31 protein-coding genes, 2 pseudogenes and 1 riboswitch are annotated in these 25,608 nt (G+C 70.7%); of the genes and pseudogenes, 17 read left to right on the top strand and 16 right to left on the bottom strand.

Going from position 1 to position 25,608, the window contains the following annotated elements:
- Positions 1-12: 12 nt before the first annotated feature.
- Positions 13-372, bottom strand: coding sequence for a hypothetical protein (locus tag ABZ656_RS14975; RefSeq protein ID WP_101407832.1), 360 nt, complete (start codon positions 370-372; stop codon positions 13-15).
- Positions 373-386: 14 nt separating this feature from the next.
- Positions 387-1,142 carry a LytTR family DNA-binding domain-containing protein gene (locus tag ABZ656_RS14970; RefSeq protein ID WP_101407833.1) on the bottom strand — a complete coding sequence of 252 codons (756 nt, stop codon included), beginning with the start codon at positions 1,140-1,142 and terminating at the stop codon, positions 387-389.
- A 119-nt stretch (positions 1,143-1,261) separates the two neighbouring features.
- On the opposite strand from ABZ656_RS14970, the gene ABZ656_RS14965 reads away from it, so the two are divergent.
- The 3 genes from ABZ656_RS14965 to rocD all read left to right on the top strand — a co-directional run bounded on the left by ABZ656_RS14965 (position 1,262) and on the right by rocD (position 3,966).
- Positions 1,262-1,774 carry an Lrp/AsnC family transcriptional regulator gene (locus ABZ656_RS14965; protein ID WP_101407834.1) on the top strand — a complete coding sequence of 171 codons (513 nt, stop codon included), beginning with the start codon at positions 1,262-1,264 and terminating at the stop codon, positions 1,772-1,774.
- Positions 1,775-1,897: 123 nt separating this feature from the next.
- Positions 1,898-2,719, top strand: a complete 822-nt coding sequence (gene ddaH, locus ABZ656_RS14960) for a dimethylargininase (RefSeq protein WP_101407835.1) — start codon at positions 1,898-1,900, stop codon at positions 2,717-2,719.
- A complete protein-coding gene (gene rocD, locus ABZ656_RS14955) occupies positions 2,716-3,966 on the top strand; it encodes an ornithine--oxo-acid transaminase (RefSeq protein ID WP_360268022.1) in 1,251 nt (416 codons plus the stop codon). The genes ddaH and rocD overlap by 4 nt, the downstream gene beginning before the upstream one ends.
- Positions 3,967-4,153: 187 nt before the next feature.
- Here rocD and ABZ656_RS14950 read toward each other — a convergent pair whose 3' ends face one another.
- Positions 4,154-4,684 carry a hypothetical protein gene (locus ABZ656_RS14950; RefSeq protein WP_360268019.1) on the bottom strand — a complete coding sequence of 177 codons (531 nt, stop codon included), beginning with the start codon at positions 4,682-4,684 and terminating at the stop codon, positions 4,154-4,156.
- A gap of 40 nt (positions 4,685-4,724) precedes the next feature.
- Complete coding sequence (locus tag ABZ656_RS14945; protein ID WP_360268016.1) at positions 4,725-5,222, bottom strand: hypothetical protein; 498 nt, start codon at positions 5,220-5,222, stop codon at positions 4,725-4,727.
- A gap of 92 nt (positions 5,223-5,314) precedes the next feature.
- On the opposite strand from ABZ656_RS14945, the gene ABZ656_RS14940 reads away from it, so the two are divergent.
- The gene (locus tag ABZ656_RS14940; protein ID WP_360268092.1) at positions 5,315-5,452 is read left to right on the top strand and encodes a hypothetical protein; all 138 of its coding nucleotides are present in this window, start codon (positions 5,315-5,317) and stop codon (positions 5,450-5,452) included.
- A pseudogene (locus ABZ656_RS14935) lies at positions 5,388-5,588 on the top strand (hypothetical protein); the annotation flags it as partial. The gene ABZ656_RS14940 and the pseudogene ABZ656_RS14935, both read left to right, overlap by 65 nt.
- A 97-nt stretch (positions 5,589-5,685) precedes the next feature.
- Here the strand turns inward: ABZ656_RS14935 and ABZ656_RS14930 are convergent.
- Entirely contained in the window at positions 5,686-6,192 is a 507-nt protein-coding gene (locus tag ABZ656_RS14930) for a GNAT family N-acetyltransferase (RefSeq protein ID WP_101407838.1), read from the bottom strand.
- Positions 6,193-6,218: 26 nt separating this feature from the next.
- Here ABZ656_RS14930 and ABZ656_RS14925 point away from each other — a divergent pair, with 26 nt between their 5' ends.
- Together ABZ656_RS14925 and ABZ656_RS14920 are read left to right on the top strand one after the other, a co-directional pair.
- Complete coding sequence (locus ABZ656_RS14925; RefSeq protein ID WP_101407839.1) at positions 6,219-6,737, top strand: CGNR zinc finger domain-containing protein; 519 nt, start codon at positions 6,219-6,221, stop codon at positions 6,735-6,737.
- 113 nt (positions 6,738-6,850) lie between these two features.
- Entirely contained in the window at positions 6,851-7,576 is a 726-nt protein-coding gene (locus ABZ656_RS14920; RefSeq protein WP_101407840.1) for a lysophospholipid acyltransferase family protein, read from the top strand.
- A 64-nt stretch (positions 7,577-7,640) separates the two neighbouring features.
- On the opposite strand, the gene ABZ656_RS14915 is transcribed toward ABZ656_RS14920, so the two are convergent.
- The 8 genes from ABZ656_RS14915 to ABZ656_RS14880 form a co-directional block, all read right to left on the bottom strand.
- Positions 7,641-9,239 carry an alpha/beta hydrolase gene (locus ABZ656_RS14915; RefSeq protein WP_360268011.1) on the bottom strand — a complete coding sequence of 533 codons (1,599 nt, stop codon included), beginning with the start codon at positions 9,237-9,239 and terminating at the stop codon, positions 7,641-7,643.
- A gap of 141 nt (positions 9,240-9,380) precedes the next feature.
- Positions 9,381-10,142: an urease accessory protein UreD gene (locus ABZ656_RS14910; RefSeq protein ID WP_360268008.1), complete on the bottom strand. Its 762-nt coding sequence runs from the start codon at positions 10,140-10,142 to the stop codon at positions 9,381-9,383.
- Complete coding sequence (gene ureG / locus ABZ656_RS14905) at positions 10,139-10,822, bottom strand: urease accessory protein UreG (protein ID WP_101407842.1); 684 nt, start codon at positions 10,820-10,822, stop codon at positions 10,139-10,141. The genes ABZ656_RS14910 and ureG overlap by 4 nt, the downstream gene beginning before the upstream one ends.
- A 96-nt stretch (positions 10,823-10,918) precedes the next feature.
- Positions 10,919-11,593: an urease accessory UreF family protein gene (locus ABZ656_RS14900; protein ID WP_101407843.1), complete on the bottom strand. Its 675-nt coding sequence runs from the start codon at positions 11,591-11,593 to the stop codon at positions 10,919-10,921.
- Positions 11,593-13,314 carry an urease subunit alpha gene (locus tag ABZ656_RS14895; protein WP_101407844.1) on the bottom strand — a complete coding sequence of 574 codons (1,722 nt, stop codon included), beginning with the start codon at positions 13,312-13,314 and terminating at the stop codon, positions 11,593-11,595. The genes ABZ656_RS14900 and ABZ656_RS14895 overlap by 1 nt, the downstream gene beginning before the upstream one ends.
- The gene (locus tag ABZ656_RS14890; protein WP_101407845.1) at positions 13,307-13,618 is read right to left on the bottom strand and encodes an urease subunit beta; all 312 of its coding nucleotides are present in this window, start codon (positions 13,616-13,618) and stop codon (positions 13,307-13,309) included. Before ABZ656_RS14890 ends, ABZ656_RS14895 begins: the two co-directional genes overlap by 8 nt.
- A gap of 16 nt (positions 13,619-13,634) precedes the next feature.
- On the bottom strand, positions 13,635-13,937 hold the full coding sequence (locus ABZ656_RS14885) for an urease subunit gamma (protein WP_101408483.1): 303 nt from the start codon (positions 13,935-13,937) through the stop codon (positions 13,635-13,637).
- A 258-nt stretch (positions 13,938-14,195) separates the two neighbouring features.
- Positions 14,196-14,474, bottom strand: coding sequence for a type II toxin-antitoxin system Phd/YefM family antitoxin (locus tag ABZ656_RS14880; RefSeq protein WP_101407846.1), 279 nt, complete (start codon positions 14,472-14,474; stop codon positions 14,196-14,198).
- A gap of 201 nt (positions 14,475-14,675) precedes the next feature.
- On the opposite strand from ABZ656_RS14880, the gene ABZ656_RS14875 reads away from it, so the two are divergent.
- The 5 genes and pseudogenes from ABZ656_RS14875 to ABZ656_RS14855 all read left to right on the top strand — a co-directional run.
- Entirely contained in the window at positions 14,676-15,332 is a 657-nt protein-coding gene (locus tag ABZ656_RS14875) for an ATP-dependent Clp protease proteolytic subunit (RefSeq protein WP_101407847.1), read from the top strand.
- A gap of 7 nt (positions 15,333-15,339) precedes the next feature.
- Positions 15,340-15,645 carry a hypothetical protein gene (locus ABZ656_RS14870; protein WP_101407848.1) on the top strand — a complete coding sequence of 102 codons (306 nt, stop codon included), beginning with the start codon at positions 15,340-15,342 and terminating at the stop codon, positions 15,643-15,645.
- A 346-nt stretch (positions 15,646-15,991) separates the two neighbouring features.
- A riboswitch (cyclic di-AMP (ydaO/yuaA leader) is annotated at positions 15,992-16,177 on the top strand.
- Between the two features lie 3 nt (positions 16,178-16,180).
- A complete protein-coding gene (locus ABZ656_RS14865) occupies positions 16,181-16,654 on the top strand; it encodes a C40 family peptidase (RefSeq protein WP_101407849.1) in 474 nt (157 codons plus the stop codon).
- 90 nt (positions 16,655-16,744) lie between these two features.
- The gene (locus ABZ656_RS14860; protein ID WP_360268000.1) at positions 16,745-17,266 is read left to right on the top strand and encodes a DUF6328 family protein; all 522 of its coding nucleotides are present in this window, start codon (positions 16,745-16,747) and stop codon (positions 17,264-17,266) included.
- 138 nt (positions 17,267-17,404) lie between these two features.
- A pseudogene (locus tag ABZ656_RS14855) lies at positions 17,405-17,554 on the top strand (LysR family transcriptional regulator); the annotation flags it as partial.
- A gap of 75 nt (positions 17,555-17,629) precedes the next feature.
- On the opposite strand, the gene ABZ656_RS14850 reads toward ABZ656_RS14855, so the two are convergent.
- The gene (locus ABZ656_RS14850; RefSeq protein WP_054228985.1) at positions 17,630-18,088 is read right to left on the bottom strand and encodes an ATP-binding protein; all 459 of its coding nucleotides are present in this window, start codon (positions 18,086-18,088) and stop codon (positions 17,630-17,632) included.
- Positions 18,089-18,301: 213 nt separating this feature from the next.
- Between ABZ656_RS14850 and ABZ656_RS14845 the strand changes: the two genes are divergently transcribed.
- Both ABZ656_RS14845 and ABZ656_RS14840 read left to right on the top strand, forming a co-directional pair.
- Positions 18,302-19,159 carry a Scr1 family TA system antitoxin-like transcriptional regulator gene (locus ABZ656_RS14845; protein ID WP_101407851.1) on the top strand — a complete coding sequence of 286 codons (858 nt, stop codon included), beginning with the start codon at positions 18,302-18,304 and terminating at the stop codon, positions 19,157-19,159.
- Between the two features lie 12 nt (positions 19,160-19,171).
- Entirely contained in the window at positions 19,172-19,396 is a 225-nt protein-coding gene (locus ABZ656_RS14840) for a DUF397 domain-containing protein (RefSeq protein ID WP_101407852.1), read from the top strand.
- Here the strand turns inward: ABZ656_RS14840 and ABZ656_RS14835 are convergent.
- Entirely contained in the window at positions 19,353-20,513 is a 1,161-nt protein-coding gene (locus ABZ656_RS14835) for an 8-amino-7-oxononanoate synthase (protein ID WP_360267995.1), read from the bottom strand. The two genes, ABZ656_RS14840 and ABZ656_RS14835, sit on opposite strands and share 44 nt — an antisense overlap.
- 185 nt (positions 20,514-20,698) lie before the next feature.
- Here ABZ656_RS14835 and bioB point away from each other — a divergent pair, with 185 nt between their 5' ends.
- From bioB to bioD, 3 genes are read left to right on the top strand one after another with little or no spacing between them, the layout of a single operon-like run.
- Positions 20,699-21,904, top strand: coding sequence for a biotin synthase BioB (gene bioB, locus ABZ656_RS14830; protein ID WP_101407854.1), 1,206 nt, complete (start codon positions 20,699-20,701; stop codon positions 21,902-21,904).
- Entirely contained in the window at positions 21,897-23,195 is a 1,299-nt protein-coding gene (locus ABZ656_RS14825; RefSeq protein ID WP_360267992.1) for an adenosylmethionine--8-amino-7-oxononanoate transaminase, read from the top strand. The genes bioB and ABZ656_RS14825 overlap by 8 nt, the downstream gene beginning before the upstream one ends.
- A gap of 1 nt (position 23,196) precedes the next feature.
- Positions 23,197-23,922: a dethiobiotin synthase gene (gene bioD, locus ABZ656_RS14820; RefSeq protein WP_360267989.1), complete on the top strand. Its 726-nt coding sequence runs from the start codon at positions 23,197-23,199 to the stop codon at positions 23,920-23,922.
- Between the two features lie 242 nt (positions 23,923-24,164).
- On the opposite strand, the gene ABZ656_RS14815 is transcribed toward bioD, so the two are convergent.
- On the bottom strand, positions 24,165-25,608 hold a 1,444-nt coding region (locus tag ABZ656_RS14815), incomplete at its 5' end, for a LuxR C-terminal-related transcriptional regulator (protein ID WP_360267986.1).

The raw sequence follows: 25,608 nt of genomic DNA, 5'->3' as shown, positions 1-25,608 counted from the left end.
CTCGTTCTCGGCTCAGCGGTCCTCGACCAGGCGCACGAAGTCCTTCTCGTTGCGCTCCACTCGCCGCACGTACCAGCGGGCGAGCAGGACCAGGGGCGGGTAGACGCAGAAGCCGAGCACGGCCCACTCCAGGCTCGCGCCGTCCGGCATCGCGGCGAAGACCAGGGGAAGTGGCCCGACCAGCAGGACGAGCACGGCGAACACCACCATTGCCGCACGGAGTTGACTGCGCATCAGGGAGCGGACGTACGTGTGGCCGAGCGTGGTCTGTTCGTCGATCTCGGTCCTGGGCCGGTAGTAGCCGGAGGTGCGGCGGGTGCGCCGGGGCACTCCCGTGACGACCACCCGGCGTTCGGTCGGGTCCTGCGGCACGCCGTTTCCCCCTCTCAGCTCGTGGTCCGGCGCATCAGCAGATCGCGCAGTTCGCGGGCGTGCCGGCGGCTGACCTGGAGTTCGACGGAGTCGACGAGGACGCTCACGGTGCCCGCGTCCAGGCGGAGTTCGCCGATGTGGCGCAGGGCGACGAGATGGCGCCGGTGGATGCGGACGAAGCCGCGTGAACGCCAGCGTTCCTCCAGGGTGGAGAGCGGGATGCGGACGAGATGGCTGCCCTGGGCGGTGTGCAGGCGTGCGTAGTCGCCGTGTGCTTCGACGTGGGTGATGTCCTCGACGGCCACGAAGCGGGTGACGCCGCCGAGTTCGACGGATATGTGGTCCGGGTCGGGCTCGTGGACGGGTATCCGCGGTGCGGCTTCCTGGAGTTGGGCGGCCCGCCGGACGGCTTCGGCCAGCCGCTCCCGCCGTACCGGCTTGAGGACGTAGTCGACGGCCTTGAGGTCGAAGGCCTGGACGGCGAAGCCCTCGTGGGCGGTGACGAACACGACGAGCGGCGGCGAGGCGAAGCCGGTGAGCAGCCGGGCGAGGTCGAGTCCGTCGAGTCCGGGCATGTGGATGTCGAGGAAGACGACATCGATGGCTTCGGGCCCGTCGGGTCCGGATTCCAGGGCCCGGTTGATCCGGCGCAGCGCCTCGGTCGCGTCGCTCGCTCCCTCGGCGCTGGAGATCCGGGGATCGGTGTTCAGGAGGTAGAGGAGTTCCTCGAGGGACGGTTGTTCGTCGTCGACGGCGAGCGCGCGCAGCATGAGAGTGGAGTGTAGGAGCGATCGGCATGCCTGGACATGTGCGGGACGTGGACGGCGTCGCCGGACATGCGGACGTTCTCGCTGGTTGCGTGGACGTCGTCGCTGGATACAGTGCCGCCATGAACAGCAAGCCCGCGATGTTCGACGAACTCGACCGCAAGATCATCACGGCCCTGATGGCCAACGCCCGGTCGAGCTTCGCCGAGATCGGCACGGCGATCGGACTGTCGGCCACCGCGGTCAAGCGCCGTGTCGACCGGCTCCGCGAGACCGGGGTGATCACCGGGTTCACGGCCACGGTGAAGCCGACGGCGCTCGGCTGGCGCACGGAGGCGTACGTCGAGGTGTACTGCGAGGGCGCGGCGCCGCCCCGACGGCTCGCGGAGGTGGTCCGCAACCATCCGGAGATCACCGCGGCCATGACCGTGACGGGCGGCGCGGACGCGTTGCTCCATGTGCGCGCCACGGATGTGGACCACTTCGAGGAGGTGCTGGAGCGGATCCGCACCGAGCCCTTCATCCGGAAGACGATCAGCTACATGGTGCTGTCGCATCTGCTGCCGGAGGCCCCGGAGGCGGGCGCCACCCACGCGGCCCCACAGGATGCACTGGACGCATCAAACCTGCGTTGACCTGAGTGATTACGCAGCGATGCTGCGCACACACGCAGCTCTCGTCTCTTGTCGCCCGTATCCCCTGTTTCCTACCTTGGAGGCACCCCCCGTCGACACCGCAGGAAGCGGAGGAACCTCTCTGTGCCCGACAGCCGTGTGCCGCGCCCTCGGCGCTTTCTCGTCTGTGAACCCAGACACTTCGCCGTGCAGTACGCGATCAATCCCTGGATGCATCCCGACGCCCAAGTGGACGTCGATCTGGCCCGTGACCAGTGGGCGGCGCTGATCGGCGCCTACCGGGCCCACGGCCACACCGTGGACACCGTGGAGCCCGTGGCGGATCTCCCGGACATGGTGTTCGCGGCGAACTCCGCGCTCGTCCTGGCGGGCCGGGTCTTCGGCTCGTACTTCCACGCACCGCAGCGCCGCCCCGAGTCCACCGCGTACGAGACCTGGTTCAAGGCGGCCGGTTTCGACGTCTACCGTCCCGAATCCGTCTGCGAGGGCGAGGGCGACCTCGTCCCGGTGGGCCGGTACGTACTGGCCGGCACCGGATTCCGGACTACCCCCGAGGCGCACCGCGAGGTGCAGGAGTTCTTCGGCGTCCCGGTGGTCAGCCTCCAACTGGTGGACCCGCGCTTCTACCATCTGGACACGGCGCTCTTCGTCCTGGACGACGGGCCCGAGGCGAACATCGCGTACTACCCGGAGGCGTTCTCGCCCGGCAGTCGCGAGGTTCTGGCCCGGCTCTTCCCGGACGCGGTGCTCGCGACCCGTGAGGACGCGTTCACCTTCGGCCTGAACTCCGTCTCCGACGGTCGTCACGTGTTCATCGCGCCGCGCGCCGAGGCCCTCGCCGACCGGCTCGCCCGCCACGACTACGTCCCCGTCCCCGTCGACCTCTCCGAGTTCCACAAGGCCGGCGGTGGCATCAAGTGCTGCACCCAGGAGATCCGCTCATGACCGCTCCCGCCCGTACGCTCGCGTCCTCCGCCGTCGGTCCGCGCTCCTCCGCCGACCTGATCCGCGCCGAGGAGCCCGTCCTCGCGCACAACTACCACCCGCTTCCCGTGGTCGTCGCCCACGCCGAGGGCACCTGGGTCGAGGACGTCGAGGGCCGCCGCTACCTCGACATGCTGGCGGGCTACTCGGCCCTCAACTTCGGCCACCGCAACCCGGTGCTGATCGACGCGGCCCACCGTCAGCTGGACCGGCTGACGCTCACCTCGCGCGCCTTCCACAACGACCGGCTGGCCCAGTTCGCCGAGTCGCTGGCCGAGTTGACCGGCCTGGACATGGTCCTGCCCATGAACACGGGCGCGGAGGCGGTGGAGAGCGCCATCAAGGTGGCCCGCAAGTGGGCGTACGAGGTGAAGGGCGTCGCACCGGACCGGGCGACGATCGTGGTGGCCGCGGACAACTTCCACGGCCGTACGACGACGATCGTGAGCTTCTCGACGGACGAGACGGCCCGCGCCGGTTTCGGCCCCTTCACCCCGGGCTTCCGTGTCGTCCCGTACAACGACCTCGCCGCGCTGGAAGCGGCCGTCGACGAGACGACCGCGGCCGTGCTGATCGAGCCCATCCAGGGCGAGGCGGGCGTCGTCATCCCGGACGACGGTTACCTGACCGGTGTCCGCGAGCTGACCCGGCGCGCCGGCTGTCTGTTCATCGCGGACGAGATCCAGTCGGGTCTGGGCCGCACGGGCACCACGCTCGCCGTGGAGCACGAGGACGTCGTGCCCGACCTGCTCCTGCTGGGCAAGGCACTCGGCGGCGGCATCGTGCCGGTGTCGGCGGTGGTCGGCCGCCGGGACGTGCTCGGGGTGCTGCGGCCCGGTGAGCACGGCTCGACGTTCGGCGGCAATCCGCTGGCCGCGGCGGTCGGCTCCGCGGTCGTCGGACTCCTGGAGACCGGTGAATACCAGAGCAGGGCGGCCGAGTTGGGCGAGGTCCTGCGGGGCGGTCTGACGGCGCTCGTGGGCCGGGGCGTGGAGGGCTTCCGCTCTCGCGGACTGTGGGCGGGCGTCGACATCGACCCGGCCATCGGCACCGGGCGCGAGATCAGCGAGGGCCTGATGCGCGAGGGAGTCCTGGTCAAGGACACCCACGGATCGACGATCCGACTGGCCCCGCCGCTGACCATCACCGGCGAGGAACTCCAGTCCGCCCTGGGCGCCTTGGAGAAGGTGCTGACACAGGGGGTCTGACACCGGCGCCGACAGCCGCCGGCGCCTTGGTGGGCACGCCGCGATCCCATCGCCCGGCCGCGCCGCTCTGCCCGGACAAGGCGGTGGAGGCCGAGGAGATGCAGGGTCCGAATGAGAAGGTCGCCGATGTCGACCGGCTGATCGAGGCCAGATCGACATCGACCTGTCGAGGAGTGCAGGCAGGCGATCATTCGGCGGTGAGCTCTGCGAGTTGCTCGGCCGCGGCCATGTTGCCCTGGTCGGCGAGGCGTCGCAGCTCGTCCATGTTGTCCTGCTCGGTGGCGAGTTCGATCAGCTGGTCGGTGGCCGTGGCATTGCCTCTGTCCGAAAGGCGGCGCAGTTCTTCGAGGTTGCCTTGCTCTGCGGCGAGTTGGACGAGCTCGTCGGCTGCGGTGGGGTTGTCCGCGTCCGCGAGGCGGCGCAGTTCGTTCAGGTCGCCGAGTTCGGCGGCGAGTTCGATCAGCTGGTCGGTGGCCGTGGCATTGCCTCTGTCCGAAAGGCGGCGCAGTTCTTCGAGGTTGCCTTGCTCTGCGGCGAGTTGGACGAGCTCGTCGGCTGCGGTGGGGTTGTCCGCGTCCGCGAGGCGGCGCAGTTCGTTCAGGTCGCCGAGTTCGGCGGCGAGTTCGATCAGCTCGTCGATTGCAGAGGCGTCGCCGCGCTCGGCGCGTTCCCGCAACGCAGACAGCTCGGGCTCGGTCATGACGGGCAACCTCTCCATGGTTTCGCTCCTGGACCGGCCGGCCCTGGACCTTGTGCGGCTATGCGCCGGGGCTGGGCAGCTTTCCCGAGGCGCGCAGCGTGTCGCGGTGTGTGTGCCACTCGTCCACCAGCTTGGGCAGGCGTTCGGCCAAGAACTCGGCCAGTGCGACCATCTCCTCGAGTGGCGCGCGCCGCTCCGGCGGAGCGGCGGCGAGCAGTGCCAGCCCCTCCCTGAACAGCGCCGCATGCTCCTCATGGATGGCGGAATCGAAGTTCTGCGGCTGCCGGCTGGCCGGATCCAGGCTCACCCGGTCCATACGCTCGCCGGCAGCGCGCGTTCGCCGCGCCATCCCGTAGCTCTCAAGCAGCTTCACCGCACCGGTGATGGCACTCCGGCTCGCCAGCAGCGCCTCACTCAGCTCGTCGATCGTCTCCTGAGGCGGATCACAGACGAGCAGGTACCCCAACAGGCGCCCGGCCATCGGCGGAAACCCGTACTGGCGGGCATGGAACCGCCCCACGTGGTCGGCGAAGATCAGCTGGCTGTCATTCGGCACACCACCAAAGCTAGCACCAATGACTGAGATGACACAGATTTGTGTCATCTCAGTTCTGATCAGTCGATGATCGCGCCAAGCCGGTCAAGGGCATGCTCACCGGCCCTCTCGCCATGCTCGCCTGGTCCTTCGTCCGCGACGGCCAGCCCCTCGCCGACACCACCAGACATCCACTCCCCGCGTGTACCCGGCGCGGACGAGGCGGCGGCGCTACTGTGCAAGGGACTTGAGGCCATCCCCGTCGAGCGGCTGCGGGCCGGCCCCGACTGCGGCCTGAAGACCCGCGCCTGGCCCGAGACCCGCGCATCGCTGGAGAACCTGGTCACGGCGGCCCGGACCGTCCGCGCGCAGCCGTCCGCGCACTGAGCCCGTACGGCGGGCCGGGAGAGCACGACCAGCGCTTTCCCGGCCCGTCGGCGGCCCACCACACCACCAGCCCCGCGCCCCCATGGAGGCCGGTGGCTCACGGTCGCCAGTACAGCGCGGGGTCGGGGTGGTCGGTGAAGCCGAGTTCGCGGTACAACGGTTCACCCTCGGCGGAGGCGTACAGGTCCACTCGGGCGACCTCACGTTCCCTGAACCAGTCGAGCAGGCCCCGCATGATCGAGCGGCTGTGCCCGCGGCGCCGGTACGACGGGTCGGTGACCACGCCGATCACATGCCCGATCCGGCCGTTGCGCAGGTGCGGACCGGGCAGCCGCTGCTCGATGGTGGCGATGCCACAAGCGGCCAGGCCACGGTCGTCGGCGCCGTCGGCGCCGTCCACCACGAGGATCCGCACGGCATCCGCGGTCAGCTGTTCCTTCAGCACCACGGCCAGGGCGTCCAGCCAGTCGTCGTCCGCCGCCGCGGGGCTGAAGAAGTGACCGCCGAGGTCCTCGAACAGCAAGGCCCGCAGACGTACGAGCTCCACCAGGTCGTACTCCACCGCCTGTCGTACGGCCGGCCCGTTTCCCTTGCGTTGTCCCATGCCGACCAGACTGATGTAATGGCCTTATGCACCTCAACCCTTACGGCGAGGACGCCGTGAACCTGGCCGCCGATCTGGCCAACCGGCGCCCGGCCGGCGCCGAGGAGCTCGCGGACCGCTGCCGCGCCGCCGGGCTGGTGCTGGAGAACCCGGTCACCCCCCAAGACCTCGACCGCACCCAGGACGCACTGGCGGCGTGGGAGAAAGTCGTCGATGCCACCGACGAGCACGAACGCGCCGAGCTGCTCAACCGGATGCTGGCGGCGGCCGCCGCCCACCCGCGGATGACCAACCACGCCGGCAGCGGCTGGCACCTGCACTTCCGCGACGACCGGCAGACACTCGGCTCCGTACTGTTCTCACTCATCGCCGTGGGTACCGCACTGCACCTGACCGGACGAGGCATGCACCGCCTCAGACGCTGCGCCGTGAGCGAGTGCACCACGATCTTCGCCGACACATCCCGCACCGGACGACAGCGGTACTGCACCCCACGCTGCGCCAACCGCGACGCGGTACGCCGCCACCGGGCACGCGGCGTTTGATGTGCGTCACGAGCCGCCCCTATCCCCCGCGTGGCCAGTAGAGCATCCTCAGGGATGACCAAGTCTGGAAGAACGCGGCCCCAGAGCCGACCCGGTAGAGTTGGAGAGATACCGTGTTCTACTACGTGCTCAAGTATGTGCTTCTGGGTCCACTGTTGAGGCTGGTGTTCCGGCCCCGGATCGAGGGCCTTGAGCACATACCGGCGTCGGGCCCCGCCATCGTGGCCGGCAACCATCTCTCGTTCTCGGACCACTTCCTGATGCCCGCGATCCTGAAGCGGCGGATCACCTTCCTGGCGAAGGCCGAGTACTTCACGGGGCCCGGTATCAAGGGGCGGCTGACGGCCGCCTTCTTCCGCAGCGCCGGACAGATCCCGGTGGACCGCTCCGGCAAGGACGCGGGCCAGGCCGCGATCCGCGAGGGACTGGGCGTGCTGCGCAGGGACGAACTGCTCGGCATCTACCCGGAGGGGACGCGTTCGCACGACGGCCGCCTCTACAAGGGCAAGGTCGGCGTCGCGGTGATGGCGCTCAAGGCCGGGGTTCCGGTCATCCCCTGCGCCATGATCGGCACCTTCGAGGCACAGCCGCCGGGTCAGAAGATCCCGAGCCTCCACCCCGTGGTGATCCGCTTCGGAAAGCCCCTCGACTTCTCCCGCTACGCCGGAATGGAGAACGAGAAGGCCATCCTGCGCGCCGTCACCGACGAGATCATGTACGCCATCCTCACCCTCTCCGAGCAGGAGTACGTCGACCGGTACGCGGCTGTCGTCAAGGCGGAAAAGGCGGCCGAGGTCGCGGCACAGGCCCGCAAGTTCCCGCGGATGCCTCTGAGTTGAGAGGCGCACGACAGGCAGAAGGGGCGGCCGGAGATCCGGCCGCCCCTCTGTTGTGCGTGGGGTGTTACGGAATCGGCGTGGCGTGCGGGGTGCACGTCACATCGGCCGCGTCCGTCTTGCCGGTGAGCAAGTAGGAGTCCACCCGGGTGTTGATGCACGGGTTGACCAGGCCGGTCACACCGTGCGAGCCCGCACCGTTCTCGGTGATCAGGCGGGAGCCCTTGAAGCGCTTGTGCAGTTCGACGGCGCCGGGGTACGGGGTGGCGGCGTCACGCGTGGACTGCACGATCAGGACGGCGGGCAGACCCTTGCCGGTCTTGACGTTCACCGGGGTCTGCTGCTTGACCGGCCAGGTCGCGCAGGGCAGGTTCATCCACGCGTTGGCCCACGTCATGAACGGGTAGCTCTTGTGGAGCTTCGTGTTGTCCTTGTCCCACTTCGACCAGCTGGTGGGCCACTTGGCGTCGGCGCACTCGACGGCCGTGTAGACGGCGTTACCGTTCTCCGAGGCGATGTTGCCCACGGTGTCGGACATGTCGGGGGCGGCGGCGTCGACGAGCGCCTGGGTGTCACCGGCGACGTACTTGCTGAACGCCGTCGCGACCGGCACCCACGACGAGTCGTAGTACGGGGCGCTCTGGAAGAAGGAGATCAGTTCGGCGGGGCCGACGACGCCACCGAGCGGGCTCTTCTTCGCGGTGGCCCGCAGCTTCAGCCACTGGTCCTGGACCTTGGCGCGGGTGTCGCCGAGGTGGAAGGCGGCGTCGTTGTTGGCGACCCAGTCCTCCCAGTCCTTCCAGCGGCCCTCGAAGGCGATGTCCTGCTCCAGGTTGGCCTGGTACCAGATGTTCTCCTTCGCCGGGTTGACGACACTGTCGACGACCATGCGGCGGACGTGGCCCGGGAACAGGGTGCCGTAGACGGCGCCGAGGTACGTGCCGTAGGAGACGCCCAGGTAGTTGAGCTTCTTCTCACCGAGTGCGGCCCGGATGACATCCAGGTCGCGGGCAGTGTTGGGCGTGGTCATCTGCGCCAGCATCGCCTTGCCGCTGCGCTTGGCACAGCCGTCCGCGTACGCGGCGGCGAGCCCCCGCTGGACGCGCTTGTCGGCCTCGGAGTCCGGCACCGGGTCGGCCTTGGGCGCCTTCACGAACTCCTGAGGGTCAATGCAGGAGATCGGGGCCGAGTGGCCGACACCGCGCGGGTCGAAGCCCACGAAGTCGTACGCCTTCGAAGTGTTCACCCAGAGGGGGTTCTTGGTGGTGACGCGGCGCGGGAAGCGCATGCCCGAACCACCGGGACCGCCCGGGTTGTAGACGAGCGCGCCCTGGCGCTCCGCCTTGGTCCCGGTGTTCCCGATGCGGTCGACGGCGAGCTTGATCTGCTTGCCGTACGGGTGGGCGTAGTCGAGCGGGACGGACACCCAGCCGCACTGGATCGGCTTCTCGAAGCCCCAGTCCGCGGGGCAGTCCTGCCAGTTGATCCCGGCCTTCGAGGCTCGGGCGGCGGCGATCGCCGCGCCGCGGGCCTCACGGTCCTGACCATGGCGCGAGTCGGCGGTGGCCGACGGCGCCGCGACGGCTCCGGCTATCAGGGTCGCCGTGACGAGTGCTCCGGCCGAAGCGAACGCGGTCAGGCGTCTCGTCGGTCTCTTAGCCCTCAAGTGGGACCTCCCCGTACATCGTTGCGATTGGTACGGGGATCCTTTCGGCTGTGAGGTCCCTGAGAACAGGGGTGACCGGCCTTCTTTACCATTCCGATAACCGGAGTACCAAGTCCCGTTGAGCGGAGAGTACTTATCGACTTATCGGTCGAGTGCGCGCAAGGCCTCGTCCAGTACCCGCCGCAGCCGCAGCGCGTCCGGTGCCAGGGCGCTCACCAGGACCGCGGGCCCGGCGAGCGGCATGAGGGCCGCGTACTCCCCCAACAGCCGCGCCTGCGGCGGCTCGGGCTCGAACTCCGGCCGTACGACGACGAGCTGGCCCAGAGCCCGATGTCCCCCGAGTACCGCGGGACCGTCCCAGCCGCCGGGTGCGCCGGGGCCGCACGAGAGCTCCTGGTCCAGCAGCGGCCGTCCGTCGAGCCGCACGACAAGACGACTGGCGAGCCGTCCGGGTTGCTCGCCGACGCGGCCGAGCACCTGCTCCTCCCGGAAGACGAGCCGAGCGCCCGACCGGAGCTCGACGCGCGAGGACACATACAGGTCACTCTCCTGGGCGGAGATCAACTGCTCGGGCAGCCAGCGCAGTTCACCCCCGCCGGACACGTCGAGCCGCACATCGTAACGAGCCTCGCCTTTGGCCTGTCCCGGCAGAGCGATGGTCGCGGCGGCCGATCCGACGTGCAGCCGGGCCCCCTCCCCCACCTCCGCCTCCACGGCGAAGCGGTCACCGCCGAGCGGCCCGCTCATCGCCCCGACGAGCATGACGCGTGCCTCGTCCCCGCTCGCCCGGGTGCGCCGCAGCGCGAGCGGCCCCTCTCCCTCCAGCACGGGCAGCGCGGTACCGCCGCGCCCGTCGGCCCGTGCCCCGATCCGTGCGGTGGCCCGCACTCCCGCTGTGGTCATGCCGTCCACGCGGCCAGCCGTTCCCGCACCCAGTCCGCGACGGCCGTCACCCCGGCCTCGGTCCGCAGCGACTGGAAGACGACGGGCAGCTCGGCCCGCTGCGCCTTGGCGTCGGCGGCCATCCGCCCCAGGTCGGACCCCACGTACGGCGCGAGGTCGGTCTTGTTGACGACGAGCAGGTCGGCGGTGGTGACACCGGGCCCGCCCTTGCGCGGAATGTCGTCCCCGCCCGCCACGTCGATGACGAAGACCTGCGCGTCCACCAGTCCCTTGGAGAACGTCGCGGTGAGGTTGTCACCCCCGGACTCGACGAGGATGAGGTCCAGCGGCCCCACCTCGTCCTCCAGGTCCTCCACCGCTTCGAGGTTCGCGGAGATGTCGTCCCGGATCGCGGTGTGCGGGCACGCCCCCGTCTCCACGGCGGTGATCCGCTCCGGCGGCAGCACGGCCTCCCGCAGCAGGAACTCGGCGTCCTCCCGCGTGTAGATGTCGTTCGTGACGACCGCGAGGGACAGCTCGTCCCGCAGCGCCCGGCAGAGCGCGGCGACGGTCGCCGTCTTCCCGGACCCGACGGGCCCACCGAGCCCGATGCGCAGAGCGCGCCGCGAGCCGTCGGGCCGACGAGCGTCGGCACTGACGGCGGAGGCGCCGTCGTGGGAGTGATCGTGGTCGAGATGCATGATGGCGGCTCCGAGGTTTTGTCTTTCGGCCCGATACGGGGGTCTGGGGGGGCGGAGCCCCCGGAGGACATGGCAGAGGCGGCGGAGGCGATCCGCCTACGACGCGAAGAGCCGTACGGCCCAGGCGGCATGCGCCTGCGCACTGATCTCCAAGAGCGGAGCGGACACCGCGGGCAACGCGTCGACCCCACCGTCGGCCACGTTGCGCGCCGCGTCGGCCGCCGCACACGCCACGACGTCCAGCTCGGGCGCGAGCCTGGCCAGCACCCCGGTGGCATCGAACGGATCAAGGCTCAGCAACCGCACGGTCGCGGTCGCCGGACCGCTGACGCTCTCGTACGCGGAGCAGTACGCGGCGTCCTCGGGCCCGAGCCCGGCGGCCCGCGCCGCCAGCCCCAGTACGACCGGCTGATGCGCTCCCTTGGGAAAGGTCCGCGCCAGCGCGTCGAGTTCCCCGGACGGCCAGGTCGCCCGAGCCGCCCGCATCAACTGCCGCCCGAGCCGCCGCGCGGCGATCCTAAGGGCCGGCGACGGCGTACGCGCGTCCGCGGCCGAGTCCAGCAGCGCCGGATCGACCCCGAGCGCGGCCGCCGCGGCCAGGGCCGCCGACACCAGCCCCGCCGTGTGCAGTCGTCCCCGGCAGAAGTCCTCCAGGCTCTCCGCCCCGCTGATCCGCCCGGCCTTGACGGCCGCCTCGGCCCCGCCGGAGTGGGCGTGCCCGCCGGCGGGGAAGCGGCCGTCGGCCAGGACGAGTAGTGCCGCGCGGGACATCAGAAGAGGAAGTAACGCTGGGCCATGGGCAGTTCGGAGGCCGGTGTGGCCTCGACCAGCTCCCCGTCGATGTGCACGGCGAAGCTGTCGGGATCGACCCGCACCCGCGGCCGGGCGTCGTTCTCCCGCATGTCGGCCTTGGTCACCCCACGCGTCGACTCGATCGCCACGAACCGCTTCCCCAGCGAGAGCCGCTCCGGCAGCCCGTCCTCGATGGCGAGCGGCGCAACGAAGTTGAACGAGTTCGAGGCCGGAGCCCGTCCGATCGCCCCGAACATCGGCCGGGGCAGGATCGGCTGCGGTGTCGGGATGGACGCGTTGGCGTCGCCCATCTGCGCGTACGCGATCTGCCCGCCCTTGATGACGAGTTGCGGCTTGACCCCGAAGAACGCGGGCTCCCACAGCACGAGGTCGGCGAGCTTGCCGGTCTCGACGGAGCCGATCTCGCGGGCGAGGCCCTGCGCGAGCGCCGGGTTGATCGTGTACTTGGCGACATAGCGACGTACGCGGTGGTTGTCCGCGCGCCCGTCACCGGGGAGGGCGCCGCGCCGCCGCTTCATCACATGGGCCGTCTGCCAGGTCCGCATGATGACCTCGCCGACCCGGCCCATCGCCTGGGCGTCGGAGGAGATGATCGAGATGGCGCCCAGGTCGTGCAGGATGTCCTCGGCCCCGATGGTGGAGGGCCGGATGCGGGACTCGGCGAAGGCCAGGTCCTCCGGGACGGCCGCGTTGAGGTGGTGGCAGACCATCAGCATGTCGAGGTGTTCCTCGGCGGTGTTGACGGTGTACGGCCGGGTCGGGTTGGTGGAGCTGGGCAGTATGTGCGGCTCGGAGACCACGGTCATGATGTCCGGCGCGTGCCCTCCGCCCGCGCCCTCGGTGTGGTAAGCGTGGATGCCGCGGCCGGCGATCGCGGCGAGCGTGTCGCCGACGAACCCGGCCTCGTTCAGGGTGTCCGTGTGGATGGCGACCTGGATGCCGGTGCGGTCGGCGACGGTCAGCGCGGCGTCGATGACGGCGGGCGTCGAGCCCCAGTCCTCGTGCAGCTTGAGACCGAGCGCCCCGCCCCGGATCTGCGACAGCATCGCGTCGCGCGAGACGGTGTTGCCCTTGCCGAGCAGACCGAAGTTGAGCGGGTACTGCTCCATCGCCTCCAGCATCCGGGCGAGGTGCCAGGGGCCGGGAGTGACCGTCGTCGCCTTCGAGCCCTCGGCGGGACCGGTGCCGCCGCCGACCAGCGTCGTGATGCCGGAGGCGAGCGCCTCGTCGGCGATCTGCGGACAGATCAGGTGGACGTGCGCGTCGATGGCGCCCGCGGTGACGATCCGTCCGTTGCCCGCGATGATCTCGGTCTCGGGGCCGATGACGAGGTCAGGGTGGACCCCGTCCATGGTGTCCGGGTTGCCGGCCTTGCCGATGCCGGTGATCCGGCCGTCGCGGATGCCGATGTCGGCCTTGACGATCCCCCAGTGGTCGACGATCACGACACCCGTGATGACCGTGTCCGGAGTGCCGTCTGCGCGCGTAGCGCGCGCCTGGCCCATGGATTCGCGAATGACCTTGCCACCGCCGAAGACGGCCTCGTCACCGGCGAGCCCGGGGCCGCCGGAACGATCCTCTTCGATCTCGATCAGCAGGTCGGTGTCGGCGAGCCGGATGCGGTCGCCGGTGGTGGGGCCGAACAGGTCGGCATACGCGGCGCGCGAGAGCTCAGGCATCGAGGGCACCTCCGGTCTCCCCGCGCAGGCCGGGCACGACACGGGCGCCGGTGAGCGGAACGAGTTCGACGTCGACGGGGATCCCGGGCTCGAAGCGCACGGCCGTGCCGGCTGCGACGTTGAGCCGCTTGCCGCGCGCGGCGGCGCGGTCGAAGTCCAGACCGGGGTTGGCCTCGGCGAAGTGGTAGTGGGAGCCGACCTGGACGGGCCGGTCGGCGGCGTTGAGGACGGTCAGCCGGGTGACCTCGCGGCCCTCGTTGAAGGCGACGGTTCCGTCGGCGAACAGGATCTCTCCGGGAATCACGGCTCTCGCTCCCCCGTCAGACGATCGGGTCGTGGACGGTGACGAGCTTGGTGCCGTCCGGGAAGGTCGCCTCGACCTGGACGTCGTGGATCATCTCGGGGATGCCCTCCATGACGTCGTCCCGGGTGAGGATCTTGCGCCCGGAGGACATCAGCTCGGCGACCGTGCGGCCGTCGCGCGCGCCTTCGAGGATGTGCGACGTGATGAGGGCGACCGCCTCGGGGTGGTTCAGTCTGAGCCCGCGGGCCCGTCGCTTCTCGGCCACGTCGGCGGCCACATGGATCAGCAGCCTCTCTTGCTCGTGCGGGGTCAGTTGCACGGCGTCCCACCTCACAGTCCTCGCTCCGGACCGTGCGGGGTCCGGTGGCCGCAGCCACCAAAACCCCTGGTGGCATGGATGGGCACGCTAGTTGGCCGTCGTTTCAAGGACGTTAACCCGGCTGTGATCCACTCATGACCGACGTGGACGCTCCTGGGCCGTCGTCGGGGCCGCCGCCCGGGACGAGGCCGTGGCTGCGACCGTATACGGCGCGATGGCCGCCTGCCCTGCGGCGCGGCCGTCGCCGTCGCAGGGGCCCTACGAGGCGCCGTGCCCCCGGTGCTCGGCCGCGATGCCGAAGCGCTGGCGCTCACGCGGGGCGGACGCGACCTCGCGGACGCTGGAGAGGGAGCTGACCACCTGTTCCTCGGCGGACTCCGGGAGTTCCTCGAGCCGCTCCAGGTCGGCGGCGGAGACCAGGGCGACGAGGGGCTTGCCGTGTCGCGTCACGACGACGCGCTCGCCTCCGTACACCACCCGGTTGATCAGATCGGCGAGCTCAGCCCTGGCTTGCGTCACCGGAATCTCGTAGGCCATGCCCACCAGCTTAGACCGGGCCCCCGGCACCCCCGCAGAGCGGACGATCTCGTCCGGCTCCACCGAAAGCGTTCCGTTCGCACGACCGAGCGGCCGTCTCCACCGGCGGCACACGGGATTTTCGCTGTCAGCCGAGCAGTCTTCCCGGACTCTGTACGTCCTGTACATTTTTTACAGAATCCCTCAGAGGAGGCGCGTGCCATGAATGAACCGTCCGCCCGTCATGTCCTGCCCGAGTTCACCGAGCCGACGAGCATGGGGCACCGGACCCTGGATCCGTACTCGAAGCTGCTCGACGAGCGGATCGTGTTCCTGGGGACGCCGATCGACGACACCTCGGCGAACGACGTGATGGCGCAGTTCATGCACCTCGAATACCTGGCGCCGGACCAGGACATCGCGCTGTACATCAACTCTCCCGGCGGCTCGTTCAGCGCGATGACGGCGATCTACGACACGATGCAGTTCGTCAGCTGCGACGTGGAGACCACCTGCCTGGGGCAGGCCGCGTCGGCCGCCGCCGTGCTCCTGGCCGGCGGCACGCCGGGCAAGCGGTTCGCGCTGCCGGGGGCCCGGGTGCTGATCCACCAGCCGTCACTTGCCGAGCCGGTACAGGGACAGGCGAGCGATCTGGCCCTCCAGGCCGAGGAGTTGATGCGCACTCGCAGGCTGCTGGAGGACATGCTCGTACGGCACACGGGGCAGAGTCCTGAACAAGTCGCCGCCGACATCGAGCGGGACAAGATCCTGGACGCACAGGCCGCGTTGGCGTACGGACTGGTGGACGGGATCATCCCCAGCCGCAAGACCTCGCGCACCGCGCCCGGTGCGAGGAACGCCACACCCGACGCGAGGTGATCCGCCGATGGTGCCCGAACTGCCCCCGCTGCCTGCGCTGACGCGAGCCGAGGCCGAGTTGATCGACCGTTACCTCGACGTGGTCGACCTGCTCGGCCGTATCAACCCGGCCAGGCCCGGAGACACCTACCGCGGGCTGCGCGCCGCCCAGGCGCTGGTCGCCAAGGCCGGCGAGCTGCGGGACGCCCTCGCGCTGATGCACCAGCGCGGCGAGAGCGAGGTGCACGCGCCGACGCTGGCACAGGCCCTGCGCGTCCTCGACGGCGAGCGACGGGCGGCCCGCGTCACTCTGCCGCCCGACGCCGACAATTGACACATCCACACCCGGGCCGCCGTGCGCGCCGAGTCGACGAGGCGTCCGGCCCGGGGTTCAAACGGACCAGATGGAGTACCCCCTGATGGAGTAGTCACAGGTCCCTTCGAGGAACCCGAAAAGTTGCGCAACGCGCGTAGCGGAAAGGCGGAATAAGACGCTCCGGTGCAGGTACGAGCGTCGTAGGTGTCCCCAACATCGCCCGAACAGAGGGTCGTCCACCCGAACGGGTGAGTGGTGAGTAACCCCACAAATCGCCGGTTCCGCTCGGATTTTCTGACTGCCATGCGTGAAGATCCCTTCCGACGACAAGCCCCCGCCACAGCGGCGGGGCGGTCCGGGCGGACGCCGAGTCCTGCCGCTGCCCGGATGACCGGTCGACAGAAGTGCATCGGCAGGAGTGGAGGACCCAGCAAGACGGGTCGCCGGAGAGATCCGGGCGGTCCTTGGGGTGAAGCCGCGCAAGCGGCCGGGCTACTTCGCCAGCCCGAATCCGACAGGTCATCCTTCACAGGCGGCTGACGAAGGGTTGCGCATGACTGCGCTCAATCGTGTCCCGTCGATGTGGACCCGGGCCGGTACGGCCTCGGCCCTCACTCTCGCCGCCGTGGGCGGCAGCCTTGTGGTTCCTGGCGTCGCATCCGACGCCGAAGCGGCCACCTTGGCGACGAAGGCACTTCAGGTCGCGGCTTCCAAGAAGGGCTCCCCGTACCAGTACGGCGCCGCCGGGCCACGCCGCTTCGACTGCTCCGGGCTCACGCTCTACTCGTACAAGAAGGCGGGCAAGACGCTGCCTCGTACGGCCGCGGCGCAGTACAACAAGACGCACCACATCTCCGCGTCCCACCGCAAGGCCGGAGACCTGGTGTTCTTCCACTCGGGCCGGAACGTGTACCACGTCGGCATCTACGCCGGGAAGGGAAAGATCTGGCACTCCCCGAAGACCGGGGAGGTCGTGAAGCTGCAGAAGATCTGGACGAAGAGCGTCTGGTACGGCCGGGTCAGCTGACCTGCCCGAGGGGGTGCCGCCGGCCGGCACCCCCTCGGGGTCCCACCCCCCGGGGGCGTGAAAAGCGGACGGACCGGTTACTCGTTCACCATGGCTGAACGACCTCCCCCCGAGGAACGGAACGAGACGCCCCTCGAGCGTGCCGATCGCAACTTCGGCGAGCTGCTCCAGGAGCTGCGCGTCACGCAGACCGGTGTGCAGATCCTCTTCGCTTTCCTGCTGACACTGGCGTTCACCCCGCGCTTCCCGTCCCTCGACACGGTGCAGCGCGCCACGTACGTCACCACGCTCCTGCTGGCCGTGGTGGCCGCCGCGCTCTTCACGGCGCCGGCCGCACTGCACAGGTCGCTGTTCCGGCAGGGCGCGAAGCCGACCATCGTGCGGGTCTCCTCCGTCCTGGCCACGATCGGGATGGGCGTGCTCATGGTGGCGCTGACGGGATCGGTGCTGCTCGTCGTGGACGTGGCACTGGGACGCGCCGCCGGGATCGCCTCGGGCGCGGGCACCCTGCTCGTCTGCGTGGCGCTGTGGGGCGTCCTGCCCCGCGTGGTGCAACGTACGGTCGTCAGCGCGGCAACGGCTCCGAAAGAAGCACCGGACCGAGAACCGTGAGCGCGCTCCCCGTGACCGCCTCCAGGGCGCGGCCCGCGCGGCCGCCGGCCGAGCCGGTCCACGAGCAGCGCCACGCCGGCAGCCACACCAGGGCGAGGACGACCACGATCACCGCCGGCGGCAGAGGTCGGTACGACGCTGCTGGTGCGATCCCGTCGCGGGGCGCGGCCGACGGACGCGGGTGAGCTGCTCGTGGTCCGGGCGTGCCGGATCCTCGACGTACTGGAGCAGGCCCGGCACGAACTCGCGGGCGGCACCCTGCGGCTCGGCACCTTCCAGACGGCGGGCCGAGGCCTTCCGGGCCCTGCTGCGCGGCGCCTTCGGACACGCCGGGCAGCGCAGACACGACAACTGAGCCGCTCCTCAGGGCTCTTGCGGGCCGCCGGCCGTCACCGGCTGGGCCGGCACCGTCCAGGGCAGCTCGATGGCGACCGTCTTGCCGCCCTCGCGGGTGGGCCGGACGACGAGTCTGCCGCCGCATTCGGCGGTCAGCCAGCGGATGATCACCATGCCGCGCCCGTTGTCCTGCTGGACGGCGGCAGGAAGACGTTTCGGAAAGCGCGGATGGCTGTCGGTGACGCCGATCCGCAGGTGTTCGTCTCGGTCGAGCCGGACGTCCACGGTGAAGGTGGGCGACTGCCCGAACGTGTGCTGGACGGCGTTGGTGGCTAGTTCTGACACGATCAGGCGTACGGTGTCCGCGACTTCCGCGTCGCACGGCAGGCCCCATTCGGCCAGCACATCGGCGACGAAATTCCGGGCCGCGGAGACCGAGGCGGGATCGCTCGGCAGAGTGACGGATGCTTCCTGGTGATCTGCCATGGCGACGTCGTCCCTTTCCCACGGGACCGGAGTCCGACACGGAGCGGATGGTTCGAGGTACGGTCCCGGACTGGTGCTTCGCGCCAGACTGCCATCACTGGGCCGGTCACGGGTGCGATCCACCGAGATATGCATATATCTGTCGCTCGATGCGGTGAACTCTGCGACGGCGGAGCTTATTTGGGCGGCCCGGAAGGAGTAAGGAGTACGGCCATGCAGCACGGTCCCGCGGTGCGCCGCCGCAAGCTCGGCGCCGAACTGCGCGCGCTGCGCGCCGGTGTGGGCCTCACCAGTGGTGAGGCGGCCCGTCTCGTCGGCTGGCACCAGTCGAAGGTGAGCCGGATCGAGACCGGTGTCAGTGGGGTGAAACCGGCCGACGTGGAGCGCCTGTTGGACGCCTACGCCGTCGCGGAGCCCGAGTTACGGGAGCTCCTGGTCGGCCTCGCGGGCTCCGAGGGCAACGGGCGCCACCACTGGTGGCACGCCTACCGCGGGGTCCTGCCGCCCGCGTACCGCGACTTCATCAGTCTGGAGTCCCAGGCCAGCGGGATGCGCACGCTGGAGACCTCGGTGGTACCCGGACTGCTCCAAACACCCGAGTACGCGCGGGAGGTGACCCGGGTCGCCGTCGGCGGCCTGGAGGACGACAAGCTCGACGCGCTCGTCGAGGTGCGCCTCGCCCGGCAGGACGTCCTGCGTTCGAATCCGCCGCTGGAACTGACCGCGGTCCTGGACGAGGCCGTGTTAAAACGCGAGGTCGGCGGCCCGGAGGTGATGGCTCGGCAACTGAAGCGCCTGCGGGAGGCCGCCGCCCTGCCTCAAGTGCGGCTTCAGGTACTGCCGTTCGCCGCGGGGGCCCATATCGGCGTCACCGGGCCTTTCGTTATCTTCTCATTTCCGAACACAACTGATCTGGATGTGGTTGTTCTCGACCACTTGACGAGTAGCCTCTATCTCGAACGGAAAGAAGACCTTCAGGCCTACACCGAGGCCTTCAACGCCCTTCAGTTCCACGCCCTTTCGCCCGAGGACTCGTTGGACTACATCGCCGGGATAGGTGACGGCGCGTAAGGAGGCACCCCCATGACTGCACTGCCTCGGTACGTACGTTCCAGTACTTCACTCCGCGAGGTGCGATGGCTGCGCAGCAGCCGCAGTACGGGAATGAACAACTGCGTCGAGACGGCCCGACCCGGCCCAGGGCCCTGGGCCGGACTGGTCGCGGTGCGCGATTCCAAGAACAAGGCGGGCCCCGCCCTGCTGTTCACTCCCGCCAGTTGGGAGGGCTTTGTCGCCGGACTGAGCTGATCACGCCGACAGCGTGCTCGATCTGCGCGTCGGTGAGGTCCGCGCGGGCGGTCAGCCGCAGCCGTGAGATGCCGTCCGGCACGGACGGGGGGCGGAAGCAGCCGACGGCGAGTCCCGCCTCGCGGCAGTCGGCGGCCCACCGCACGGCCTGTTCGGGGGACGGCGCGCGCACGGAGACCACGGCGGCGTCCGGTCGTACGGCTTCCAGGCCCTCGGCGGTCAGCCGGGTGTGCAGCGCCGTCGCCACCTCACGGGCCCGGGCGGCGCGCTCCGGCTCACGGCGCAGCAGCCTGAGCGCCGCGAGGGCCGCGCCCGCCGCCGCGGGCGCGAGACCGGTGTCGAAGATGAAGGTGCGCGCCGCGTTGACCAGGTGGTCGATGACCGCGGCGGGGCCCAGGACGGCGCCGCCCTGGCTGCCGAACGACTTGGAGAGCGTGGCGGTCACGACCACGTCCGGGGCGCCCGCGAGCCCCGCGGCCTGCGGGGCGCCCCGGCCGCCGTCGCCCAGGACGCCCAGCCCGTGCGCATCGTCGACCAGCAGCGCCGCGCCGTGCTCGCGGCAGGCGGTGGCGAGTTCGGTCAGCGGGGCCGCGTCGCCGTCCACCGAGAAGACCGTGTCGGACACGGCGACGGCGGGACCCTCGTGCGTGCCCAGCGCCTTGCGCACGGCTTCGGGGTCGGCGTGCGCCACGACCTGGGTCGCACCCCGGGCGAGCCGGCAGCCGTCGATGAGGGAGGCGTGGTTGCCCGCGTCCGAGACGACCAGCGAGCCGTGCGGCGCGAGCGTGGTCACTGCGGCGAGGTTGGCCGCGTAGCCGGAGGAGAGGACGAGCGCGGACTCGAAGCCGCAGAAGTCGGCAAGCTCGCGTTCGAGTTCGCCGTGAAGTTCGGTCGTGCCGGAGACGAGCCGCGAGCCGGTCGCGCCGGCGCCCCAGCGGCGGGCGGCCGCCGCGGCGGCCTCCGTGATCTCGGGGTGGCGGGCCAGCCCGAGGTAGTCGTTGCTCGCCAGATCGAGAAGGGGTGAGTCGGCGGCGCGGGGGCGCAGGGTACGGACGAGTCCGGCCTGGCGACGCTGGTACGCCTGCTCGTCGATCCACGCGAACGGCGATCCGGCCATGCTGGTGCCTCCGGGCCCTGGGAGTGGTCGTGAGGGGTCGTGAAGGTGGTCGTTTTGTAGGCAGTGCACAGACCCTAGCGGGACGACGCGGCGCCCATGATGTGGCAATACCCACACGTCGAACCGTCTCTGTTGTGCAAACTCTCCTTGGCCGCAGCGGCTCGCATACGTCAGGATCGGATCTCATGGACCTGCTGAACACGCTGGTGGACAAGGGGCTTCGGCGCGAGCTGCCGACCCGTGACGAGGCGCTGGCCGTGCTGGCCACGTCCGACGACGACGTGCTCGACGTGGTGGCCGCTGCCGGAAAAGTCCGCCGGCACTGGTTCGGCCGTCGAGTGAAACTCAACTATCTGGTCAATCTGAAGTCCGGTCTGTGCCCCGAGGACTGCTCGTACTGCTCGCAGCGCCTCGGTTCCAAGGCCGACATCCTCAAGTACACCTGGCTCAAGCCCGACCAGGCCTCGCAGGCCGCGGCGGCCGGGCTCGCCGGGGGCGCCAAGCGGGTCTGCCTGGTGGCCAGCGGCCGCGGTCCGACGGACCGTGACGTGGACCGGGTCTCCGACACCATCAAGGCGATCAAGGACCAGAACGAGAACGTCGAGGTGTGCGCCTGCCTCGGCCTGCTCTCCGACGGCCAGGCCGAGCGGCTGCGCGAGGCGGGCGCGGACGCCTACAACCACAACCTGAACACGTCCGAGGGGACGTACGGGGACATCACGACCACGCACACGTACGCCGACCGGGTGGACACGGTCCAGAAGGCGCACGCGGCCGGCCTGTCGGCCTGCTCGGGTCTGATCGCGGGCATGGGCGAGTCGGACGAGGACCTCGTCGACGTCGTCTACTCGCTGCGCGAGCTCGACCCGGACTCCGTTCCGGTGAACTTCCTGATCCCCTTCGAGGGCACCCCGCTCGCCAAGGAGTGGAACCTCACCCCGCAGCGGTGCCTGCGCATCCTGGCCATGGTCCGTTTCGTCTGCCCGGACGTGGAGGTCCGCATCGCGGGCGGCCGCGAGGTCCACCTCCGGACGATGCAGCCGCTCGCCCTGAACCTGGCCAACTCGATCTTCCTCGGCGACTACCTCACCAGCGAGGGCCAGGCGGGCAAGGCCGACCTGGAGATGATCGCGGACGCCGGGTTCGAGGTGGAGGGCGCGGGCGAGGTGACCCTGCCGGAGCACCGCGTGACGGCGGGCGGAGGCTGCGGTGCCCACGCCGAGGCCGGGTGCGGCTCGCACGCGGACGCCGGGTGCGGCTCGCACGAGGGCGGCGGCGTCTGCGGTTCCGTGCGGGTGCAGGCCAAGGAGGAGCAGCCCTCCGAGGCGCGTACGGATCTCGTCGCCGTACGCCGCCGAGGTGCCGGAACGGACCTCGCCCCCAATGCCTGACCGGTCCGAGCCGTCCACGCTGCCCGTGCGCGACCTGCTGGAGCTGGACCGGCGGCACGTCTGGCATCCGTACGGCCCCATGCCCGGCCGCCAGGAGCCGCTCGTCGTGGAGTCGGCGAGCGGCGTACGGCTGCGACTGGCGGACGGCTCGGGCGAACTGGTCGACGGCATGTCGTCCTGGTGGTCGGCCATCCACGGCTACAACCACCCGGTCCTCAACGACGCGGCGCGCGACCAGCTGGAGCGCATGAGCCATGTCATGTTCGGCGGGCTCACGCACGAGCCCGCCGTACGGCTGGCGAAGCGCCTGGTCGACATCACGCCCGAGGGCCTGGAGCACGTCTTTCTCGCCGACTCCGGCTCGGTGTCGGTCGAGGTCGCCGTCAAGATGTGCCTCCAGCACTGGCGCTCGCTCGGCCGCCCGGGCAAGCAGCGGCTGCTGACCTGGCGCGGCGGTTACCACGGGGACACCTGGCAGCCGATGTCGGTGTGCGACCCCGAGGGCGGGATGCACGAGCTGTGGCAGGGCGTGCTCCAGCGCCAGGTGTTCGCCGACGCCCCGCCGGTCGAGTACGAGGAGTCGTACGCCGACCATCTGCGCGAGCTGATCGGGCGGCATGCCGACGAGCTCGCCGCGGTGATCGTGGAGCCGGTCGTACAGGGCGCGGGCGGGATGCGGTTCCACTCCCCCGCGCATCTGCGGGTGCTGCGGGAGGCGTGCGACGCGCACGACGTGCTTCTCGTCCTCGACGAGATCGCGACCGGCTTCGGCCGTACGGGCGCTCTGTTCGCCGCGGAGCACGCCGGCGTCACGCCGGACGTGATGTGCGTCGGCAAGGCGCTGACCGGCGGCTATATGACGATGGCGGCGACACTGTGCACGGCGCGGGTGGCCGAGGGCATCTCACGCGGTGAGGTCCCGGTCCTGGCTCACGGCCCGACCTTCATGGGCAATCCGCTGGCCGCCGCGGTGGCCTGCGCCTCGATCGACCTGCTGCTCGGACAGGACTGGCAGACCGAGGTCAAGCGGATCGAGACGGGTCTGCGGGACGGGCTGGCGGAGGCGTCCTCGCTGCCGGGTGTCCGGGACGTACGTGTCCTGGGCGCGATCGGCGTCGTCCAGCTCGACCACGAGGTCGACATGAGGGCGGCCACGGCGGCGGCCGTGCGCGAGGGCGTGTGGCTGCGCCCGTTCCGCGACCTCGTGTACACGATGCCGCCGTACGTCACGGGTGACGCGGACTTGGCACGGATCGCGCGCGCGGTGTGCGCGGCGGCGCGGGAGGGATGACATGGCGGTTCTGGTGATCACGGGGACGGGCACGGAGGTCGGCAAGACGGTCACGACGGCCGCCGTCGCCGCCACGGCCGTCGCGGCCGGACGCTCCGTGGCCGTCCTCAAGCCGGCGCAGACGGGTGTACGCCCGCACGAGCGCGGGGACGCCGACGAGGTGGCCCGGCTCGCGGGCACCGTGACGACGCTCGAACTCGCCCGCTATCCGGAGCCGCTGGCCCCCGCGACGGCCGCGCGGCGGGCCTCCCTGCCCCCGGTGCGCCCGGTCGCGGTGGCGGAGGCGGCGGCGAAACTGGCCACCGAGCACGACCTCGTGCTGGTCGAGGGAGCGGGCGGTCTCCTCGTCCGCTTCGACGACGAGGGCGGCACGCTGGCGGACGCGGCGAGCCTGCTGAACGCGCCGGTGCTGGTGGTGGCATCAGCGGGCCTCGGCACCCTGAACACCACCGAGCTGACGGCTCGTGAACTACGGCGCCGTGGCCTTGACTTGGCGGGAATCGTCATCGGCAGCTGGCCCGACTCCCCCGACCTGGCATCGTGTTGCAACCTCGCGGACCTGCCCCTCGTGGCCGAAGCCCCGCTGCTGGGTGCGCTGCCCGCGGGGGCCGGTGCCTACGACGTCACCGACTTCCGTGCAGACGCGCCGAGCTGGCTGGCGCCACGGCTCGGGGGAAGCTGGGATACGCGCACTTTCCATGCGACGCAGGCAGCAGGCGCCCCCTAGGTCCTGTCGTCAAATTCCCGTCGTCCACCCGGAGGGCGGGCCCTGCGGCGTCAGGTGCGTGCTCTCGGCGTGCCGGGCACAGGCTCTCGTACTGGACGTACTTGGATCTGTGCCTGGTGCGGTGAGAGTGCGTGCATGGCGTCGCAGGGCAGACGGGAATTTGACGACAGGGCCTAGGGGCGCGGGGAGCTGCGCGCCCAGCCACAACCGCCCCGCGGCCGGCCAACGACGCCAACCGTCCCTCACCCCTCCCCCAACAACCGCACCAACTCGATCCGCGACCGGATCCCCAACCGCGCGAACACCCCCCGCAGATGGTGATCAATCGTCCGCGGACTGAGCAGCAACCGCGCCGCGATCTCCCGGTTGGTGGCCCCGTCGGCCGCCATGCGCGCGACCATCAACTGCTGCGCGGTGAGGCGGGCGACGAGGTCGTCGGCGCCCCGCGCCGGGGAGACGGGCTCTCCCAGGACACGGAGTTCGGTCCGAGCCGCCGCCGCACACTGGGGCGAACCGAAGTGCTCGAACGCCTCCAGGGCGCTGTGCAGCCGGTCGCGAGCCTCCGTCCGGTGCCGCAGTCGCCGTAGCGCACCGCCGAACAGCAGCTCCGTGCGGGCGCGTTCGAAGTCACGGGTGCCCGAGGCGTGCAGGTCGAGGGCGGTGCGGTAGTGCTCGACGGCCTCCGAGCCGGAGGCGAGCAGGGCCCGGCAGCGGGCGCTGAGCGCCAGGTCGTCGGGGCTGCGCACGGTACGCGCCCAGCGGTCGTAGTCGGCGTGGGCGGCCCGGGCGACCCGCGTGTCGCCGGTGCGGACGGCGGCCTCGACGTAGTGCGGTGTGGCGATGTGACGGATGGCCCGGTGCCCGTGCCCGGGGCCGAATCCGGCGAGGGCGCGCAGCCGGGCCGCGGAGGCGGCGAAGCGGCCGGTGTTCAGGTCGAGGAAGGCGAGCGCGAACAGGGCCAGCGCGGCGGGCAGGCCGAGCCCGCGTGCGAGGGCGTAGGAGCGGGCGGCCTCGGCGCGCTCCCGGCAGACGTCCTCGTCGCCGGTGACCGCGGCGAACATCGCGAGGGCCGCCTGCAGATGGCAGGCCCCGTTGTCCTGGCCGGTGGTGTACGCCTGGCGAAGGGCCTCCAGGGTGGCGGCCTCGGCGGCCCGTGGCCGACCGGTCCAGAAGTCGGCGTACGCCCGGAACTCCATGGCCTGGGGAACGCTGACCCCGTCTCCCCCGGCCCGGGCGGAGGCGGCGGCACGGACGGTGGCGGTGGCGGCCGCGGTGTGGTCGCCGAGCATGAGTGCCGCGATCCCGGAGTGGATCAGCAGGGTGGGGTCACCCCCGGGACCGCAGCGCCCGGCCGCGGCCTTCAGCAGATCGCGCGCGTCGTCGTACCTGCCCTCGAACGCCGCGGCCAGCCCGCCCAGCGTGCCGGGCGGCACGATCCCGAGCCGGTCGGCGACGGCCGCCGCCTCCCGGCATCGGCGCAGGTCTCCGGTGTAGATCGCGGCTTCGGTGGCGCGGGCGAGGAGGTGGACGGCGGCGTGGTGGGGGTGGTCCGTACGGGCTGGCCCCGGTCCGTCGTCGGCGTAGCGCACCGCGGCTGTCAGCAGCGCGTCGAACGCGTCCGTCGCATTGCCCGCGCGCAGCGCGAGCAGACCGGCCATGGCGTCGTCGTCGGTGGCGGCCACGAGC

It is taken from the genome of Streptomyces sp. NPDC007095 (assembly GCF_040634475.1).
Taxonomy (GTDB): Bacteria; Actinomycetota; Actinomycetes; order Streptomycetales; family Streptomycetaceae; genus Streptomyces.
This window is presented reverse-complemented; position numbering and strand designations above follow the sequence as displayed.